The sequence below is a fragment of the Bradyrhizobium sp. USDA 372 genome, from assembly GCF_053629095.1.
In genome coordinates this window covers 3,265,277-3,281,448 of sequence record NZ_JBRJHR010000001.1, presented here as the reverse complement: position 1 = coordinate 3,281,448, position 16,172 = coordinate 3,265,277, and the positions used below count along the sequence as shown (strand labels likewise).

Annotated in this window: 16 protein-coding genes; 10 read left to right on the top strand and 6 right to left on the bottom strand. The window is 65.0% G+C overall.

What is annotated here, in order from left to right:
- Window positions 1–66 precede the first annotated feature (66 nt).
- From AB7M16_RS15605 to AB7M16_RS15595, 3 genes are all read left to right on the top strand, one after another.
- Window positions 67–495, top strand: coding sequence for an acyl-CoA thioesterase (locus AB7M16_RS15605; RefSeq protein ID WP_172785995.1), 429 nt, complete (start codon window positions 67–69; stop codon window positions 493–495).
- A gap of 3 nt (window positions 496–498) precedes the next feature.
- Window positions 499–948, top strand: coding sequence for a PaaI family thioesterase (locus AB7M16_RS15600; protein WP_172785994.1), 450 nt, complete (start codon window positions 499–501; stop codon window positions 946–948).
- A gap of 112 nt (window positions 949–1,060) precedes the next feature.
- Window positions 1,061–1,720 carry a DsbA family protein gene (locus AB7M16_RS15595; RefSeq protein ID WP_453944404.1) on the top strand — a complete coding sequence of 220 codons (660 nt, stop codon included), beginning with the start codon at window positions 1,061–1,063 and terminating at the stop codon, window positions 1,718–1,720.
- An 81-nt stretch (window positions 1,721–1,801) separates the two neighbouring features.
- Here AB7M16_RS15595 and AB7M16_RS15590 read toward each other — a convergent pair whose 3' ends face one another.
- The 3 genes from AB7M16_RS15590 to AB7M16_RS15580 form a co-directional block, all read right to left on the bottom strand.
- Window positions 1,802–2,008, bottom strand: a complete 207-nt coding sequence (locus AB7M16_RS15590; RefSeq protein ID WP_453944403.1) for a hypothetical protein — start codon at window positions 2,006–2,008, stop codon at window positions 1,802–1,804.
- Between the two features lie 81 nt (window positions 2,009–2,089).
- Window positions 2,090–3,160 (bottom strand): carboxylesterase family protein, encoded by a 1,071-nt coding sequence (locus tag AB7M16_RS15585; protein ID WP_453944402.1) that lies wholly within the window; start codon window positions 3,158–3,160, stop codon window positions 2,090–2,092.
- Between the two features lie 26 nt (window positions 3,161–3,186).
- Window positions 3,187–4,158, bottom strand: a complete 972-nt coding sequence (locus tag AB7M16_RS15580) for a S1C family serine protease (protein WP_453944401.1) — start codon at window positions 4,156–4,158, stop codon at window positions 3,187–3,189.
- A gap of 282 nt (window positions 4,159–4,440) precedes the next feature.
- Between AB7M16_RS15580 and AB7M16_RS15575 the strand changes: the two genes are divergently transcribed.
- The 6 genes from AB7M16_RS15575 (at window position 4,441) to AB7M16_RS15550 (ending at window position 11,737) form a co-directional block, all read left to right on the top strand.
- The gene (locus AB7M16_RS15575; protein ID WP_453944400.1) at window positions 4,441–5,859 is read left to right on the top strand and encodes a M20 family metallopeptidase; all 1,419 of its coding nucleotides are present in this window, start codon (window positions 4,441–4,443) and stop codon (window positions 5,857–5,859) included.
- Between the two features lie 258 nt (window positions 5,860–6,117).
- Window positions 6,118–7,908 (top strand): peptide ABC transporter substrate-binding protein, encoded by a 1,791-nt coding sequence (locus tag AB7M16_RS15570; protein WP_172785988.1) that lies wholly within the window; start codon window positions 6,118–6,120, stop codon window positions 7,906–7,908.
- Between the two features lie 26 nt (window positions 7,909–7,934).
- Complete coding sequence (locus AB7M16_RS15565) at window positions 7,935–8,894, top strand: ABC transporter permease (protein WP_172785987.1); 960 nt, start codon at window positions 7,935–7,937, stop codon at window positions 8,892–8,894.
- Window positions 8,860–9,777: an ABC transporter permease gene (locus AB7M16_RS15560; protein ID WP_172785986.1), complete on the top strand. Its 918-nt coding sequence runs from the start codon at window positions 8,860–8,862 to the stop codon at window positions 9,775–9,777. The genes AB7M16_RS15565 and AB7M16_RS15560 overlap by 35 nt, the downstream gene beginning before the upstream one ends.
- The gene (locus AB7M16_RS15555; protein WP_172785985.1) at window positions 9,777–10,772 is read left to right on the top strand and encodes an ABC transporter ATP-binding protein; all 996 of its coding nucleotides are present in this window, start codon (window positions 9,777–9,779) and stop codon (window positions 10,770–10,772) included. Before AB7M16_RS15560 ends, AB7M16_RS15555 begins: the two co-directional genes overlap by 1 nt.
- Window positions 10,769–11,737, top strand: coding sequence for an ABC transporter ATP-binding protein (locus AB7M16_RS15550; protein WP_172785984.1), 969 nt, complete (start codon window positions 10,769–10,771; stop codon window positions 11,735–11,737). The genes AB7M16_RS15555 and AB7M16_RS15550 overlap by 4 nt, the downstream gene beginning before the upstream one ends.
- Before the next feature lie 60 nt (window positions 11,738–11,797).
- On the opposite strand, the gene AB7M16_RS15545 is transcribed toward AB7M16_RS15550, so the two are convergent.
- Together AB7M16_RS15545 and AB7M16_RS15540 are read right to left on the bottom strand one after the other, a co-directional pair.
- On the bottom strand, window positions 11,798–12,445 hold the full coding sequence (locus AB7M16_RS15545) for an HAD family hydrolase (RefSeq protein WP_453947188.1): 648 nt from the start codon (window positions 12,443–12,445) through the stop codon (window positions 11,798–11,800).
- Between the two features lie 49 nt (window positions 12,446–12,494).
- Window positions 12,495–13,526 carry a helix-turn-helix domain-containing protein gene (locus AB7M16_RS15540; RefSeq protein ID WP_246708857.1) on the bottom strand — a complete coding sequence of 344 codons (1,032 nt, stop codon included), beginning with the start codon at window positions 13,524–13,526 and terminating at the stop codon, window positions 12,495–12,497.
- 148 nt (window positions 13,527–13,674) lie between these two features.
- On the opposite strand from AB7M16_RS15540, the gene AB7M16_RS15535 reads away from it, so the two are divergent.
- The gene (locus tag AB7M16_RS15535; RefSeq protein WP_453944399.1) at window positions 13,675–14,127 is read left to right on the top strand and encodes a YncE family protein; all 453 of its coding nucleotides are present in this window, start codon (window positions 13,675–13,677) and stop codon (window positions 14,125–14,127) included.
- A 101-nt stretch (window positions 14,128–14,228) separates the two neighbouring features.
- Here the strand turns inward: AB7M16_RS15535 and AB7M16_RS15530 are convergent, their stop codons facing one another.
- Window positions 14,229–16,133, bottom strand: a complete 1,905-nt coding sequence (locus tag AB7M16_RS15530; protein WP_453944398.1) for a sensor domain-containing diguanylate cyclase — start codon at window positions 16,131–16,133, stop codon at window positions 14,229–14,231.
- Window positions 16,134–16,172 lie beyond the last annotated feature (39 nt).

The following is a 16,172-nucleotide window of genomic DNA, read 5'->3' as shown; positions in this document are numbered from 1 at the left end:
AACGCGACACGGGTTTGATACGCTACCGTATCAACGATCAAGGACGAAATTGCGGGAGGAATTGCGATGGAGCAGGAGGCAACCTATCGCGGCACGGTCTATCCATGGCAATGCGACCATGTCGGACACATGAACATCATGTGGTATGTCGGCAAGTTCGACGAGGCCAACTGGAATCTGTTCGCTCGCATTGGCCTGACGCCGAGCTATTTGCGCTCCTCCGGCCGCGGCATGGCCGCGGTGCAGCAGAACATCGCCTACAAGCGCGAGCTGCTCGCCGGCGACATCGTCGAGATCCGCAGCCATCTGCTCGAGATCAGGGACAAGTCGATCCGCTTCCGGCACGACATGACGAATGCCGAGACTGGCGAGCTCGCCGCGACATGCGAGATCACCGGCGTGCACATGGACCGCCAATTGCGGAAGTCCGCGCCGTTCGCCGATGCCATTCGCGAAGCGGCCTCGAGGCATCTTGCGGAACCTGCCGAGGTGTGAGCCATGACAGCCTTCGAGCCGAAAAACCCGGGCTACCGCGCGGCGGCCATCGCCATGTTCGATGGCCAGCCGGCCATGCGCACGCTCGGCATCGTGATCGTCCGCCTCGCACCGGGCGAGGTCGAGCTGGCGATGCTGCATGCACCGGCCCTCACACAGCAGAACGGTTTCATCCATGCCGGCATCATCACGGCCGGGCTCGACAATGCCTGCGGCGTTGCGGCCTTCAGCCTGATGCCGCCGGAGGCCGGTATCCTCACCGTCGAATTCAAGACCACGCTGCTCGCGCCCGCCCGCGGCGAGCGCTTCGTCTTCAAGGCCGAAGTGGTCAAGCCCGGCCGCACGCTGACCTTCTGCGAGGCAAAGGCCTACGCCGAGCATGACGGCAAGACCACGCTGATCGCCACGATGAGCGGGACGTTGATGGCGATGCTGCCTCGCGCGGCGGCTTAGCTGGACCGGGTGCGATTCGCGTGGCAATCGCGCCCGCGGCATTCTATATGACCCGTAACATGGCCGGTCCGCGGGCGTATATCCGCAAGATGGGGCCGGAACGGGACGAGATATGACCGGATTTGGGAAGAGTGGCCTTGCGCCGACGCGGCGCGCAGCCTTGACGCTGATCGGAGCGGGTGCTCTCGCGGTGGGTGGCATCGTCCCGGCGCGCGCGGCGGCCGGTGATGACGAGGTGCTGACCGAAGCCAAGGTGCTGCGCGATCCCGACACGCCCGTCGCAGGCAATCCCGACGGCAACATCACCATCGTCGAATGGTCCGACTACAATTGTCCCTATTGCCGCAAGCTCGAGCCCGAGCTGCGCCAGGTGGTCCAGGACGACGGCAAGGTGCGGCTGGTGATGAAGGACTGGCCGATCCTCGGGCCGGTTTCAGTCACCGCGGCGCGGAGCGCGCTGGCGGCCAAATTCCAGGGCAAGTATCACCAGGCCCATGACGCCATGATCGGCGTCAGCTCGCGCCTGACCGAGCCGCGCATCAACGAGCTGCTGGCGGCCGCCGGGGTCGACATGGACCGGTTGAAGCGCGATCTCACCGGGCACACCAAGGACATCGACGCCATCCTCAAGCGCAACAACGAGCAGGCTGAAGCGTTCGGCTTCCACGGCACCCCGTCCTTCATCGTCGGCAAGTATCGCGTGCCCGGCGCGCTCAGCATGGCCGAGTTCGAGCAGGTCATCGCCGACGCCCGCAAGGCCAAGATGAACTGAGCCGCCGATATTTCAGGACGCAACAGAAAGGCGCCGTCGCGGAGTTCGCGACGGCGCCTTGTTCATGTCGATCGAACGAAATTACTTCGACGAGATGCGGACCCAGTCCTTGTGCGCGCGGTCGCGCAGCGCATCCCAATCGGCCTTGGCGACGTCCCAGTTCACGATGGTACGGTTGGTCGTCGCGACCTCACCCTTGGCGACCGACGACGTCTGCATGGAATCATAAACGTAGACGCCGCACGCAAGCAGCAGCGCGCCCAGGATCATTCCAAAAAAAGTCTGCATGGCGAACCTCCGGTGACGGGCAATAACGTCGGCCCGGAGTGATGGTTCCGCGACCATGCGGCGCATCTAAGGAGAGGTTGTTCATTCTGCATTCAGCCACTCCATCAGCTCCGCATTGATCTCGCGCGGATAGGTGTGGCTGAGGTCGTCGACCTCGCGATAGGTGACGTCGGCACCGCCGGCGGAGAGTGCCGCCTGCGTCTGCCGTGCGGTCTGCACCGGAAACATCCAGTCGAGCTTGCCGTGAGTGATGAAGACCGGCAGGCCTTGCAGGCGCGTTGCGTCGGCCATTTCCGCCATCAGCGGATGGAAGGTCGCCGCAACAGGCGCGAGATGCGTGAAGGGCGAGGCGCCGTCGAGGCCGGTGACGTAGCAGAAGGTGCCGCCATCGCTCATGCCGGTCAGCAGCATGCGGGAGGGGTCGATGCTCCAGCGGCCGCGCACCGCTTCGAGGATGCGCATGAGGTTCGGCGTGTCGGTGTCGTCGCCCATCAGCGCCCAGGTCGGCCCGGTCGCAGTCGGCGCCACCAGGATCGCGCCAAGACTGCGGGCGTCGCGGAGCCAGCTCCACAGAAAGCCGCGGCCGTTGCCGCTGCCGCCATGCAGCGCCATCACCAGCGGCATGGCACGCTCGGGCGTGTAATATTCGGGGACATAGACCGAGAAGCCGCCGCGACTGCCGGGCTCGTTGTGGTCGTGGAAGATGCCGGTATCTTCGCTCGCGCCGGCTTCGAGCTTCGACAACAAATCCGCATTGTCGCGATTGGCGGCGTTGAGGAAGAAGCCGCTCACGGGCGGAAACTTAACCGCCAGCGGATAAAGCGCCTCCTGCGCGCGCGGGACATGGCGCAGGGCGCGGAACACCGCGACGAGATCGCCATGGCCCCGCTCGACTTCACGAATGCCGGCAAAGGCAGCGAGCGTCTCGCCGCAGGCGCGATCGAGCCGCTCGCGCAGGCCAGCGAACTGCTCCGGCCAATCCCCGATTGCGGCGTGCGCCGTCTGCAGCGCCTCGTCCGGCGTGCCGATCGCATCCATCACCGAGGCGAAGGCTGGCGGATGCAGATGCCGTTGGAAGAAGCCGAGTGCTTCCAGCGCGTTGAGCAGCGGCGGCAGCACGGCCACGATGTCGTCCACCACGGCCTCGGTCATCGCCCGCTTCCTCAAAGCCCTTGAGATCAGTGCAGCTTCGGCGCCTTCAAGAGCTTGAAGCGATCGGTCGACGTCACCGTGACGTCGAAGGTGACGCCTTCATGATGAACGGTGAGCGGCACGTCGACGCCGGCGGCGCCGAGCGCCCACATCTTCTTGTAGAAGGCGGTCTGGCTCGTCACCTTGTCGCCGTTGACGGCGAGGATGACGTCGCCGGTCTTCAGCTCGGCGCGAGCGGCCGGGCCGTTGGCGGAGATCCCGATCACCACCACGCGGTTGTCGATCTCGGTCGAGTACAGCCCGAGCCAGGGCCGTGCCGGCTTGTTGACGCGGCCGAATTTGCGCAAGTCCTCCAGGACCGGCTTCAGGAGGTCGATCGGCACGATCATGTTGACGTGCTCGGCCTTGCCGTCACGTTCGCGCTCGAGCTGGAGCGAGCCGATGCCGATCAGCTCGCCGCGTTCGTTGAGCAGCGCCGTGCCGCCCCAGTTCGGATGTGCGGGAGAGGTGAAGATGGCCTCATCCAGCAGATATTCCCAGTAACCGGCGAATTCCTGTTTCGCCACGACCTGGCTCGCGACCGAGCGCGTGCGTCCGCCGGCGCCGCCGACCACGACGCGGTCGCCGATCCGCGTCGCCGCCGACGAGCCGAGCGGCAGCGGCGCAATGTCGAGCTGGCCGAGCGCCTGCACCAGCCCGAACCCGGTCTCGGAATCGAAGCCGAGCGCATGGCCCTCCACCACGCGCCCATCGGCGCGGTGCAGCCAGACTGACTCTGCCTCGGTGATGAGATAGCCTATCGTGAGAACCAGGCCGTCGTCGATCACGACGCCGTTGCCGGCGCGTTCGGTGCCCAGCGTCTCGGCACTGAACGCGTCCGGGGGGATGATGGCGTGCAGGCCGACGACGGAGCCGAGCGCGCGGTCGAGATCGAAACCGTAGTCGCTCGCCCGCGGCTGGTTCGCCAGCGGCACTCTCCATTCGGTCAGGGTGCTCATCGAGTTCTCCTGGCTGAGAGCATCGCTCCGGCAAGGCAGGCGGAGCGACGCGCGAAGCACGCCTAATTTAGGCCGGAGCAGGCGGTCTTGAAAGCCTCGTTCCCAACTATTCGGGAGAACGCTGCGTGAAATTTTCGAAAGGCCTGGAAACCCCTCTTGCACGGGACGTCATGTCATCCGGCCGCCGCCGCATGGCTGCTGTCCGGCGCGGTGCTAGGCGCCGTGCAGTGAAGCTGCTAACCATTGCCGCTTCGTTGGACCAAGGGATCACGGACGACAAGCATGGACAACCGCAGCGACATCTGGCGTGGCATCGATACGATCAAGGGACGTTTCATCGACCTCAGCGACAGGGTCTGGGGCATGCCTGAGGTCTGCTACACCGAGGCGCGGTCCGCCGCCGAGCATCTCGCCGAGCTGCGCCATCAGGGATTCCGCATCACCGAGAACGTCGCCGGCATCCCGACTGCGCTGATCGGCGAGTGGGGCGAGGGCGGTCCGGTCATCGCCTTCATGGGCGAGTACGATGCGCTGCCGGGCCTCAGCCAGGAGGCGGGTGTTGCCGAGCATCGTCCGATCGAGACCGGCGGCCATGGCCATGGCTGCGGTCACAACCTGCTCGGTTCCGCCGCGCTGCTCGCCGCGACGGCGGTAAAGGACTGGCTGGCGGAGAACAAGGTGCCCGGCCGCGTGCGCTATTACGGCTGCCCTGCGGAAGAAGGCGGCGCCGCCAAGGCCTTCATGGTGCGCTCCGGCGCGTTCGAAGACGCCGACATCGCCATCACCTGGCACCCTCACAGTTTCTGGGAAGTGGCGGTGACGCCGTCGCTCGCGAACACGCGCGCCGATTTCACCTTCACCGGCCGCACTTCGCATGCGGCGGCCTCGCCACACCTCGGCCGATCGGCGCTCGACGCGGTGGAATTGATGAATGTCGGCGTGAACTACATGCGCGAGCACATGCCGAGCGACGCGCGCGTGCACTACGCCTTGCTCGACACCGGCGGCATCGCGCCCAACGTGGTGCAGGCCCATGCGCGCGTGCGCTATTCGATCCGCGCGCGCGATCTTCCCGGCATGAACGAGCTGGTCGAGCGCGTGTCCAAGATCGCGCAAGGCGCGGCGTTGATGACCGAGACCAAGGTCGAGATGAAGATCATCTCCGCGGTCTCGAACATCCTGCCGAACGCGCCGCTGGAGCAGGCGCTGCACCAGGTGATGGAAGAGCTCGGACCGCCGCATTTCGACGATGCGGACAAGAGCTTCGCCGGCCAGATCCGTGCGACCTTGAGCGACAAGGACATCGCGTCCGTCTATTACGCGATCGGCATGGAGCCGACCGATCGGCCGTTGGCCGACTTCCTGGTGCCGCTCGATGCCAAGCGCAACCCGCTCGTCGGCTCGACCGATGTCGGCGACGTGAGCTGGGTGGTGCCCACGGTGCAGGTGCACGCACCGACGGTTGCAATCGGCACGCCCTTCCACACCTGGCAGGTGGTGGCGCAGGGCAAGAGCCCGCACGCGCACAAGGCCATGGTGCAGGCGGCCAAGGCCATGGCCGGTCTCGGCATCAAGGCGCTGACGGAACCGGAGCTGATCAAGGCCGCCAAGACCGATCTCCAGAAGCGGACGGCCAGGACACCTTACGTCTGTCCGTTGCCGGATCAGGTCGCTCCGCCGCTCGACATGTCCGTGGCGTAGAATCGGCCTCGATACTTCGTCTGATCCAGCGAACAAATTTTCCGCAGTGCAGCGCGCAATCCAGCAGATTTTGCTGCTGGATTGCCGAACGGATGGGCTGCGGAGCGCAATTTTGCCCAACGGACAGCCAGAAGACCGTTTGCATACACACGGTCCCAGTTGACGTGCACCCCATTCGGTGTGCCATCTACCGCCAGCCAAACCCGGCGGTCGCGAGCGGCCGCCTGCATCCATGCCGGAACCAGACGGGGGACAACCATGCTGGACAAAGAGCTGCGTTCGATGATCGGTCAGGTGAAGGACGGGCGGATGGACCGCCGCGCCTTCGTCAAGCGCCTCGCCGCGGTCGGTCTCACCGCTCCCCTTGCCAACCAGCTCCTCGCGCTCGGCGGCGTTGCCATGGCGCAGAGCCCCGCGGTCTACAAGCCGACCAAGCGCGGGGGCGGCGGGCCTCTCAAGGTGCTGTGGTGGCAGGGGCCGACGCTACTCAATCCGCATTTCGCCACCGGCACCAAGGACCAGGACGGATCGCGGGTTTTCTACGAACCGCTCGCGAGCTGGGACGCCGACGGCAATCTCAACCCCATCCTCGCTGCAGAGATTCCCTCGGTTGCAAACGGCGGTCTCGCCGCCGATGCCAAGTCGGTGGTCTGGAAAATCAAGCCGGGAGTCAAATGGCACGATGGCAAACCGCTGACTGCCGACGACTTCGTGTTCACCTGGCAATACGCCAGCGATCCTGCCACGGCTGCCGTCAGCATCAGCACCTATGGTGACATTACGGTCGAGAAGGTCAGCGATCTTTCGATTCGCATCCTGTTCAAGACCCCGACGCCGTTCTGGGCCAACGCGTTCGTCGGCGCTTATGGATGCGTCATCCCGAAGCATCTGTTTGCCGACTACAAGGGCTCGAAATCCCGCGAGGCGCCGAACAATCTGTCCCCGGTGGGCACCGGTCCCTATAAATTCGTCGAGTTCAAGCCGGGCGATGTGGTCCGTGGCGAGCTCAATCCCGACTATCACATGCCCAATCGTCCGCATTTCGACACCATCGAGATGAAGGGCGGCGGAGATGCCGTCTCGGCGGCGCGCGCGGTGATCCAGACCGGCGAATTCGATTTCGCCTGGAACATGCAGGTCGAAGACGACGTGCTGCTGCGTCTGGAGAAGGGCGGCAAGGGCAAGACCGTCTATGCCACCGGTGGCGACATCGAGTTCATCGCCATCAATTTCACCGACCCCAACGTCGAGATCGACGGCGAGCGATCCTCGATCAAGACCAAGCACCCGATCCTGTCGGATCCGAACGTGCGCAAGGCACTCGCCCTGCTCGTGGACCGCGAGTCCGTCAAGAAAGCGATCTACGGCCGGGCCGGACGCACCACGGCCAACTACCTCAACGGTCCCGAGAAGTTCGTCTCCAAGAACACCTCGTGGGAGTTCAACGTCGAGAAGGCGTCGAAGATGCTCGATGACGCCGGCTGGAAGGTCGGCGCCGACGGCATCCGCGAGAAAGACGGCAAGAAATTCAAGCTTCTGTACCAGACCTCGACCAACGGTCCGCGCCAGAAGACCCAGGCCATCGTCAAGCAGGCCTGCCAGAAGGCCGGCATCGACGTGGAACTGAAATCGGTGGTTGCCTCGGTCTTTTTCTCGTCCGACGTCGCCAACCCGGACACCTACCCCAAGTTCTATGCCGACATCGAGGAGTTCCAGATCCCGATGACGCAGCCGGATCCGGCCCTGCACATGCGCCGCTACATCTCCGCCAATGTGGCCACCAAGGAGAACAAATGGCAGGGGCAGAACTTCCCGCGCTATGTCAACAAGGAGTATGATGACGCCATCGCTGCGGCCGAGACCGAGACCGATCCGGTCAAGCGCGCCGCGCTCTACATCAAGTGCAACGACCTGTTGTGGCAGGACACCGTGTTCATTCCGGTAATGCATCGTCTGCTGGTGGATGCCTGCTCCAACACGTTGCGGCCGGCGCTCTCGGGCTGGGCCAATCGGACCGACAACATCCAGGATTGGTACCGGGAGGCATGAGCGCAGGCTAAACGGGATTCTTCCCTATGAGTCAGTATGTCCTGCGTCGCCTCCTGATTGCCGTTCCGAGCCTGCTGGCGATTTCGCTGGTGCTGTTCGTCGTGCTCGCGCTCGCCCCCGGCGATCCGTTCTCCGAACTGGCCACCAACCCGAACGTGCCGCCCGAAGTGCAGGCGGCGCTTCGGGCCAAGTTCGGTCTCGACGATCCGATCTACCTCCGGTACCTGCACTGGCTCAACGCCATGCTGCACGGCGACTGGGGCTTCTCCTTCGTCAGCCGGATGAACGTCGACACGCTGATTCTGCAGCGCCTGCCGGCCACACTCTACGTGATCGGCTCGGCGCAGATCCTGGCGCTGCTGATCGCGATTCCGGTCGGCGTCTACGCCGCGACCAGGCCGTATTCGCTGTTCGACCAGATCGCGAATACGCTCGCCTTCGTCGGTTTCTCGCTGCCGACCTTCTTCACCGGCATCCTGTTCATCCTGATCTTCTCGGTCACGCTGGACTGGCTGCCTTTCGTCTACACCACCGACATCAAGGCGACCGGCATCCGCTGGGTGCTTGAGATGATCCGTCAGGCGATCATGCCGGTGGCGGTGCTCGGCCTGTTCCAGGCGGCGTCGATGACGCGTTTCGTGCGCTCGGCGATGCTCGACGTCATTCGGCTCGACTACGTCACCACGGCGCGGGCCAAGGGCCTCGGCCAGGCCACGGTGATCGTCAAGCACGTGATGCGCAACGCCATGATCCCCGTGGTGACGCTGATCGCGTTGCAGATGCCCGCGGTGTTCGGCGGCGCCATCGTCACCGAGCAGATCTTCCGCATTCCCGGCATCGGCTCGCTGCTGATCTCCTCCATCCTTTCCAACGACACGCCGGTGGTGATGGCCGTGACCTTCGTCTTCGCGTGCCTGGTCGTGCTGTTCAATCTCATCGCGGACGTCCTTTATGGCTGGCTTGACCCTCGCATCTCCCTCCGCTGAGCGGCGCGCCTATTCGCCCTGGCGCGAAGCATGGCGACGCTACAGCCGCCACCGGCTCGCGGTGGTCAGCGCTGTCCTGCTCCTCATCCTGGTGCTCGCCGTCTTGCTCGGGCCGTTCGTGTGGCGCGTGAAGATCAACGAGATCGACATCGTCGCGGGCCTGCAGGGTCCGTCGCTCGCCCATCCCTTCGGCACCGACGATCTTGGCCAGGACATCCTGGCGCGCATGATCTATGGCGGCCGCATCTCGCTCGCGGTCGGGCTCGCCGCGATGCTGGTCGCCGTCATCATTGGCACGCTGATCGGCGCGCTCGCCGGCATGTCGCGCGGCGCGCTCGGGCATGGGCTGATGTGGCTCACCGATCTGTTCCTGTCGCTGCCGCAATTGCCGCTGCTCCTGCTCCTGATCTATCTGTTCCGCGACGGGCTGAAGCAGGTGTTCGGGCCCGAAGGCGGCATCTTCATCCTGATCGTGCTGGTGATCGGAGGCCTGCGCTGGATGCCGGTGGCGCGGCTGGTGCGTGCCCAGTTCCTGTCGCTCCGCGAGAAGGAGTTCGTCGAAGCCGCGCGCGCGCTCGGCGCCAGCCCGGTGCGGCAGGTGGTGCGGCACATCCTGCCCAATGCAGTCGGGCCGGTGATTATCGCCGGCACCATCGACGTCGCCGCCGCCATCATCGCGGAATCGACGCTGTCCTTCCTCGGCCTCGGCTTCCCGCCGGATACGCCGACCTGGGGCCGGCTGCTGTTTGATGCCAAGGATTTTCTCGACATCGGCCCGCACTGGGCGCTGTTCCCGGGCGGCGCGATCTTCATCGCGGTGGTGGCCATCAACTTCATGGGTGATGGTCTGCGCGACGCGCTCGATGCGCGACGGGTGATCTGATGGCGCCGCTGCTCGAGATCAAGGGCCTGAAAACCCATTTCTCCACCGACGACGGCATCCTCCAGGCCGTCGACGGGGTCGACATCTCCATCAACAAGGGCGAGACGCTTTGCGTCGTCGGCGAATCCGGCTGCGGCAAGACCGTGACCGCGATGTCGATCCTGAAGCTGATCGCGATGCCGCCGGGGCGGATCGCGGCAGGCCAGATCATCTTCGAGGGGCGCGATCTCGTGCCGCTGACCAGCAATCAGCTCGACGAGATCCGCGCCAAGGAGATCGGCTTCATCTTCCAGGAGCCGATGACCTCGCTCAACCCGGTGCTCACGATCGGCGAGCAGATCGCCGAGAGCCTGCGGCGGCACGAAGCGGTGACCAAGAAGCAGGCGCTTGAGCGCACCATCGAGATGCTGAAGCTGGTGCAGATCCCCAATGCCGAAGGCCGCGTGCACAATTATCCGCATCAGTTCTCCGGCGGCATGCGCCAGCGCGTGATGATCGCGATGGCGCTCGCCTGCAAGCCGAAGCTGATCATCGCCGACGAGCCCACCACCGCGCTCGACGTCACCATCCAGGCACAGATCCTCGACCTGTTGCAGGACATGAAGGACCGCTTCGGCATGGCGGTGATGCTGATCACCCATGCCATGGGCGTCGTCGCCGAGACCGCGCAGCGGGTCGTCGTGATGTATGCCGGCAAGGTGGTGGAGGAGGCGCCCGTCGACGATCTCTTCGGCGATCCCCGTCACCCCTATACGCAAGGCCTGATCCGCTCGATCCCGCGCATCGATCTCGACAGCGAGCACAAGACGCGGCTCGAGGCGATCGGCGGCTCGGTGCCGATCCTCATCAACCCGCCGGTCGGCTGCCGCTTCGCGCCGCGCTGCAAGTTCGCCATGAATGTCTGCACCGAGAAGGAGCCGCTGCTGCGCGAGATCGCGCCCGGTCACCGCATGGCCTGTCATCTCGGCGATCCGAACCTGGGAGCCGCGTCATGAGCGAGCCCTTGCTCCGCGTCAGCGGCCTGAAGAAACATTTTCCTGTGCTCGGCGGCCTGCTGTCGCGCCAGGTCGGCACTGTCTATGCGGTCGACGGCGTGTCGTTCTCGGTCAACCGCGGCGAGACGCTCGGTCTCGTCGGCGAATCCGGTTGCGGCAAGTCGACCACGGGACGCTGCGTGCTGCGCCTGATCGAGCCGACCGACGGCGAGGTCGTCTTCGACGGCCAGGACGTGCGCAAGCTCGGAGGCAACGATCTGCGCGCCATGCGGCGGAACATGCAGCTGGTGTTCCAGGATCCGTTCGCCTCGCTCAATCCGCGCATGACGGTCGGCGCCATTCTCGGCGAGGCCTTCACCATCCACAATCTCGCCTCCTCCCCGAAAGAGCGCGAGGAGCGCGTTGCGGGCCTTCTGGTCAAGGTCGGGCTCAAGGCCGAGCACATGCGCCGCTATCCGCACGAATTCTCCGGCGGCCAGCGCCAGCGCATCGTGATCGCCCGTGCGCTTGCGGTGGAACCGAAGCTGATCGTCTGCGACGAGCCGGTCTCCGCGCTCGACGTGTCGATCCAGGCGCAGGTGATCAACCTCCTGGAGGACCTCCAGGCCGAACTGAACCTGACCTATCTCTTCGTCGCGCACGACCTCTCGGTGGTCGAGCACATCTCCGACCGCGTCGCGGTGATGTATCTCGGCCGCATCGTCGAGCTCGCCAAGGCCAGCGATCTCTATCGCAACCCGCAGCATCCCTACACCAGGGCGCTGCTGTCGGCGGTGCCGGTGCCCGATCCCAAGCTGAAGCGCGAGCGCATCCGCCTCAAGGGCGACGTGCCGAGCCCGATGAAGCCGCCCTCCGGCTGTCACTTCCACACCCGCTGCCCGATCGCCCAGCCGCGCTGCGCGGAAAGCGCGCCGGTGTTGAAGGAGGGCGCGGGCGGGCACTTCGTGGCGTGCCATCTGGCGTAGTACCATGAATCCGTAGGGCGGCCACTAGCGCTTGCGCGCGCTTCCGCACGCTACGCTTGTTCATCCATGAAGCAGGCCATGTTCCGAAAGAGCCTGCCTGAAAGCCTGCACGGACGTGTGATGATGCGCGAAAAGGCCCGCCTTTCGCGCGCCGGCGACGTTGGCCGCGAGGTCGTCGACGAACAGGACGGCTTCCGGCCTCACGTCGAGATCCGAAAGGCAGAGGCGATAGCAGCGCGGGTCCGGCTTGGCCGTCTTGAATTGGGCCGAGGCATAGATCCGCGAGCCGAACAGTGGACGCAGGTCCGGCAGCAGCGTGTCGATGTGGTCGGCGATCAGCGTGGTATTGTTGGTCAGGACCGCAATATCGACGGTTTGCCGCAAGCTCCCAGCAATCTCCAGCATCGCGCGATCCGCCTCCATTGAGCGGCGCCGCGCCTCGACCCACTCGTCGAGCGACAACGGATAGCCAATGCGCTCACCGAAGCCCCGCAGATAGTCCGCGGCCTCGAGCGCGCCGGAATCGCCGAGCGCTTCAAAGCCACTGTCCCAGATTGCCGCGTGGACGGCTTCGCTGGTCGTCCCCGCAAGCTCGGCGAGACATGCGACGCGCTTACCCCTGTCGTAATCGCATAGGACGTTGTCCATGTCGAACAGGACGAGCTTGATGACGTCAGTCACGGCGGCACTCGCGGATTGGCCGAACATCGGCCGTGAGTGCACTCATATCCCGCCGGAACGCGGGCGACAAATCCCGCTACGGCCGCGATCCGCGCCGCCGTGCGAGTTGATGCAGCACCGTGTCGACGGCCGGCACCGCTCCGGTCTCACGCAGCCAGGCGTCGGCCAACTCCCTGAGCTCGCCCGGCGTCAGGCCGAACTTGCGGCGGAATGCGCGAATGAAGGTGGAATCGCTGCTGAAGCGCATGTCGACGGCGAGCTCGATCAGGCGGCCGTCCTGCGCGGACGGCGATATCAACCGCCGAAACGCGAGATTGAGCCGCTGCTCCCGCACATAATGGGCAAGTCCGCCCTCGGCCTCGAACAGCCGGTAGAGGGTCGCGCGCGAGATCTGGAAATGGCGGCAGAGCTCTTCCGCGGTGAGCGCATCGGTTTCGAGATTGTTCGCGATGTGGCGCTTGATCAGCGTGATGTAAAGATGGCGCTCGGCGCGCTCGAGGCCCGCGACGATTTCAGCCGTCCCGCCGGCTGCGGCCGCGACGAGGTCGGCGATCGCCTCAACCGTGGCCTCGGCATGGCCGGTCGCGGTGTCTGTCCCGGGCCCGGAGCGCAAGGCGAGCGCGGCGTAGTGGCTGGCGAGCAGGCGGGCATGAGGATGGTTCGAGGGCAGCAGAGTTGCCGTCGCCGCATCCGGATGGGCGAGCCGCGGTGCCAGCATCGCGCGTTGCAGGACGATCGACATCAGGCGGGTGCGGCCGCCCGCGGCGCGCAGCGCGGTCCGGTTCGGTTGCGCCATGTCGATGAGGACGATGTCGCCGGGCCGCAGCGTGACCTCGCGCCGGCCCGAGCCGAACTTCATCTCGCCCTCAAGGCAGAGGGTGATCTGAAAATGATCCATGACGCCGCGGGCGACGTGTGCGGCCGAGCGGTCATAATCCTGGTCGGTGGCACGCGTGTCGATCAGCAACGCGTTGCGAGTCATCATCGTCACGGTGGTGACATGAAAATCGTCCTCCGCGGTATGCGGAATGACCTCGCAGATGTCGATCGTCATCGCGCGCAACCGCGCGAGCGCCTCCGGGCCGCGCCCGGGAATGTCTGCCGCCATGCTCACGTTCAACGCTGTGTCGTCCACATCCCCTCACGACGCGGAAGAACCGCACGCAACTGAATTCCCGAGATCGGCGGCAAGCCAATGTCGCGTCTGGATGTAGCCATTCGGAAATCGGTGTGCAAGCGAGGGCGAGGTAGAGGGAGTGAGTGACATTGTGCAACTATTACGAGATTTAGGTGGATCTTGCCTCGCGCTGAGACGTTGGGCAAGGACCCGGGTCTATGTCGCCAACGAGAACTCTTCAAACATCTCGATCATCGACGCCGCGTCGAAGACCGTCATCGGCACGGTCGGGGTCGGAAGCGCCCCCTCCGGCATCACGATATCTTCGGACGGAAGCCGGATCTATGTGGCCAATCAAGGCAGTGGCAGCGTCACGGTGATCGATGCAGCGTCGCAATCGGTGGTGACGACGGTTTCGGTCTCAGGAGCCCCCTTGAGTGTTGCGGCCAGCCCGGACGGGTCGCGGATCTACGTCACGACGCAGTCCAGCCAACTCGTGGTCATCAATGCTCTGACGAACACGGTCACGGCAAACGTGACCCTGTCCGTAGTCGCACAGGACGTTGTCCATGTCGAACAAGGACGAGCTTGATCGCATCGGTCACAGCAGAATCTCTCGGACCGGCCAAGTATCGAGCCGTTGCCTACGGTCATATCCTGCCGGATCGCGAGCGGCAAATCCGGCCGTGCAGCTCACGCGGTTTTCGCGGGCCATGGGATCACCTGGCCCGACATCACCAGCCGGTCTCGGCCGCTCTCCTTGGCGGCGTAGAGCGCACGGTCGGCGGCGGCGACCAGCGTGCTAGAATCCATCGCAGTCTGGGACGGAAGAGCCGCGGCGCCGCCGACGCTCGCAGTCACGAGCCGGGAAGGCGGATTTTGCGCATGCAGCATCGCGAGATCGTGCAACGCCTGGCGAATCGCTTCTCCAACCTCGGCGCAGCCTTCGGGGCCGGTGTTCGGCAGCAGCACGGCGAATTCCTCGCCGCCATAGCGCGCCGCGAAGTCGGCTGGACGCCTGGCCTGGGCGGATAGAATCCGGGCCAGCGCGCGCAAGCAGGCGTCGCCCGCCAGATGCCCGTAGAGGTCGTTGAATTTCTTGAAATGATCGACATCGATCAGCAGCAGCGAGAGCTGCGTTCCGTCGCGGCGAGCCCGCGCCCATTCGTCGGCAAGGCGGTCGTCGAAGGCGCGGCGGTTGGCGAGGCCGGTGAGACCGTCGGTGGTTGCCAGCGAGGCGAGCCTGTCCTGAAGATCCTTCTGCTCGGTCATGTCGCGCACGACTGCGACGACGCCGTCGACCACGCCGCTGTCGGACGCCACGGTCACATGTAGCGCCGCCTCGGCCCAGATCTCGCCCCTGTCGCGATGACGCTGCCGATAGACGAACCGCGCTTCCTCCGCCTCGCCTTTCTTCAGCGCGGCGATGGCCTGCTCAACCCGTTCCATGTCGTCCGCGTGAATGCCGGCGAGGGCCGAGGTGCCCAGCAGTTCTTCGGCCGACCGGCCGGTGATGCGCGCGCAGGAGGGAGAGACGTAGAGCAGCCGGTTATCGAGCCCGATGCGGGTTACCATGTCGCTGGATTGTTCGGCCAGCAGGCGGAAATTGGCTTCCTTGGCGACCAGGGCCTGTGCCGTGCGCTGCCGCTGTAGTAGCTGACGGACGAGATAGTAGCCGATCACCGCGATCAAGAGCACGAGTCCGAGAACGAAGCTCATGCGTGTTGCTGCTGCGCGCCGCCAGGGGGCGAGTACGTCGTCCTGCGACTTGCTCGCCAGCACCATCAGCGGATAGCGGCTGCTGCGCTGGTAATAGCTCAGCCGCGCCACGCCATCGAGCGGCGATTTGAAATAATAAACCGCCGCGGCGGGGCGGCTCTTCCAGCTTCTGAACAAGGGCGCATCGGACAGGTCGCGTCCGACGAAGGCGCCGCTTTCGTCGCGGCTGCGCGCCAGCATGATGCCGCTGCCGTTGAGCAGAGATGCCGAGCCGTTCGGCCCGATGTCGAACCGCTCGTAGAACTTGACGAAATAGCTGACGTCAATCGTGAGCAGGGCAACGCCGGCGAAGCCGCCGTCGGAATCGTTGATCCGGCGGGATGCCGTGATGATCCACTGGCCGCCGGAGCGGCTCTTGATGGGCCGCCCGATCAGCGTGCCCGCGTCCGGAGAATCGCGATGGCGCTGGAAATATTCGCGGTCGCTGTTGTTGAGCTTGGAGAAGTCGAGGCGCTCCGTCGTGGCGAGCCAGCGGCCGGTCCCATCATAGACGAAGATGCCGCGGATGCGGTCCGATGATTTGCGGGTCGGCAGATAGGCCTGGAGCTTCGTAATCGTGTCCGGACCCGTCCCGTCGAGTTCGAGCCGGTGGACCAGCCCGACAAGAATCGTATCGGCAAGCTCGAACGTGTCGTCCGCATGCTGGATCAGCGAATGAGCAACGTTGGCGACGTCGATTTCGGCGTTCCTCAGATCGGCGTTGCGCGCCTCCCATTCGCGCCAGGCACTCAGGCCGAGGATGGTCACGCAAATCAGCACGACGAATCCGGCCGCCCAGAGCGGAAGGCGCGTCTTGCCGAGTTCGCGGCTCGTGACCATCAGGCTTGCTCCAAATCGGAGCAAACCTCTCACTTTCGC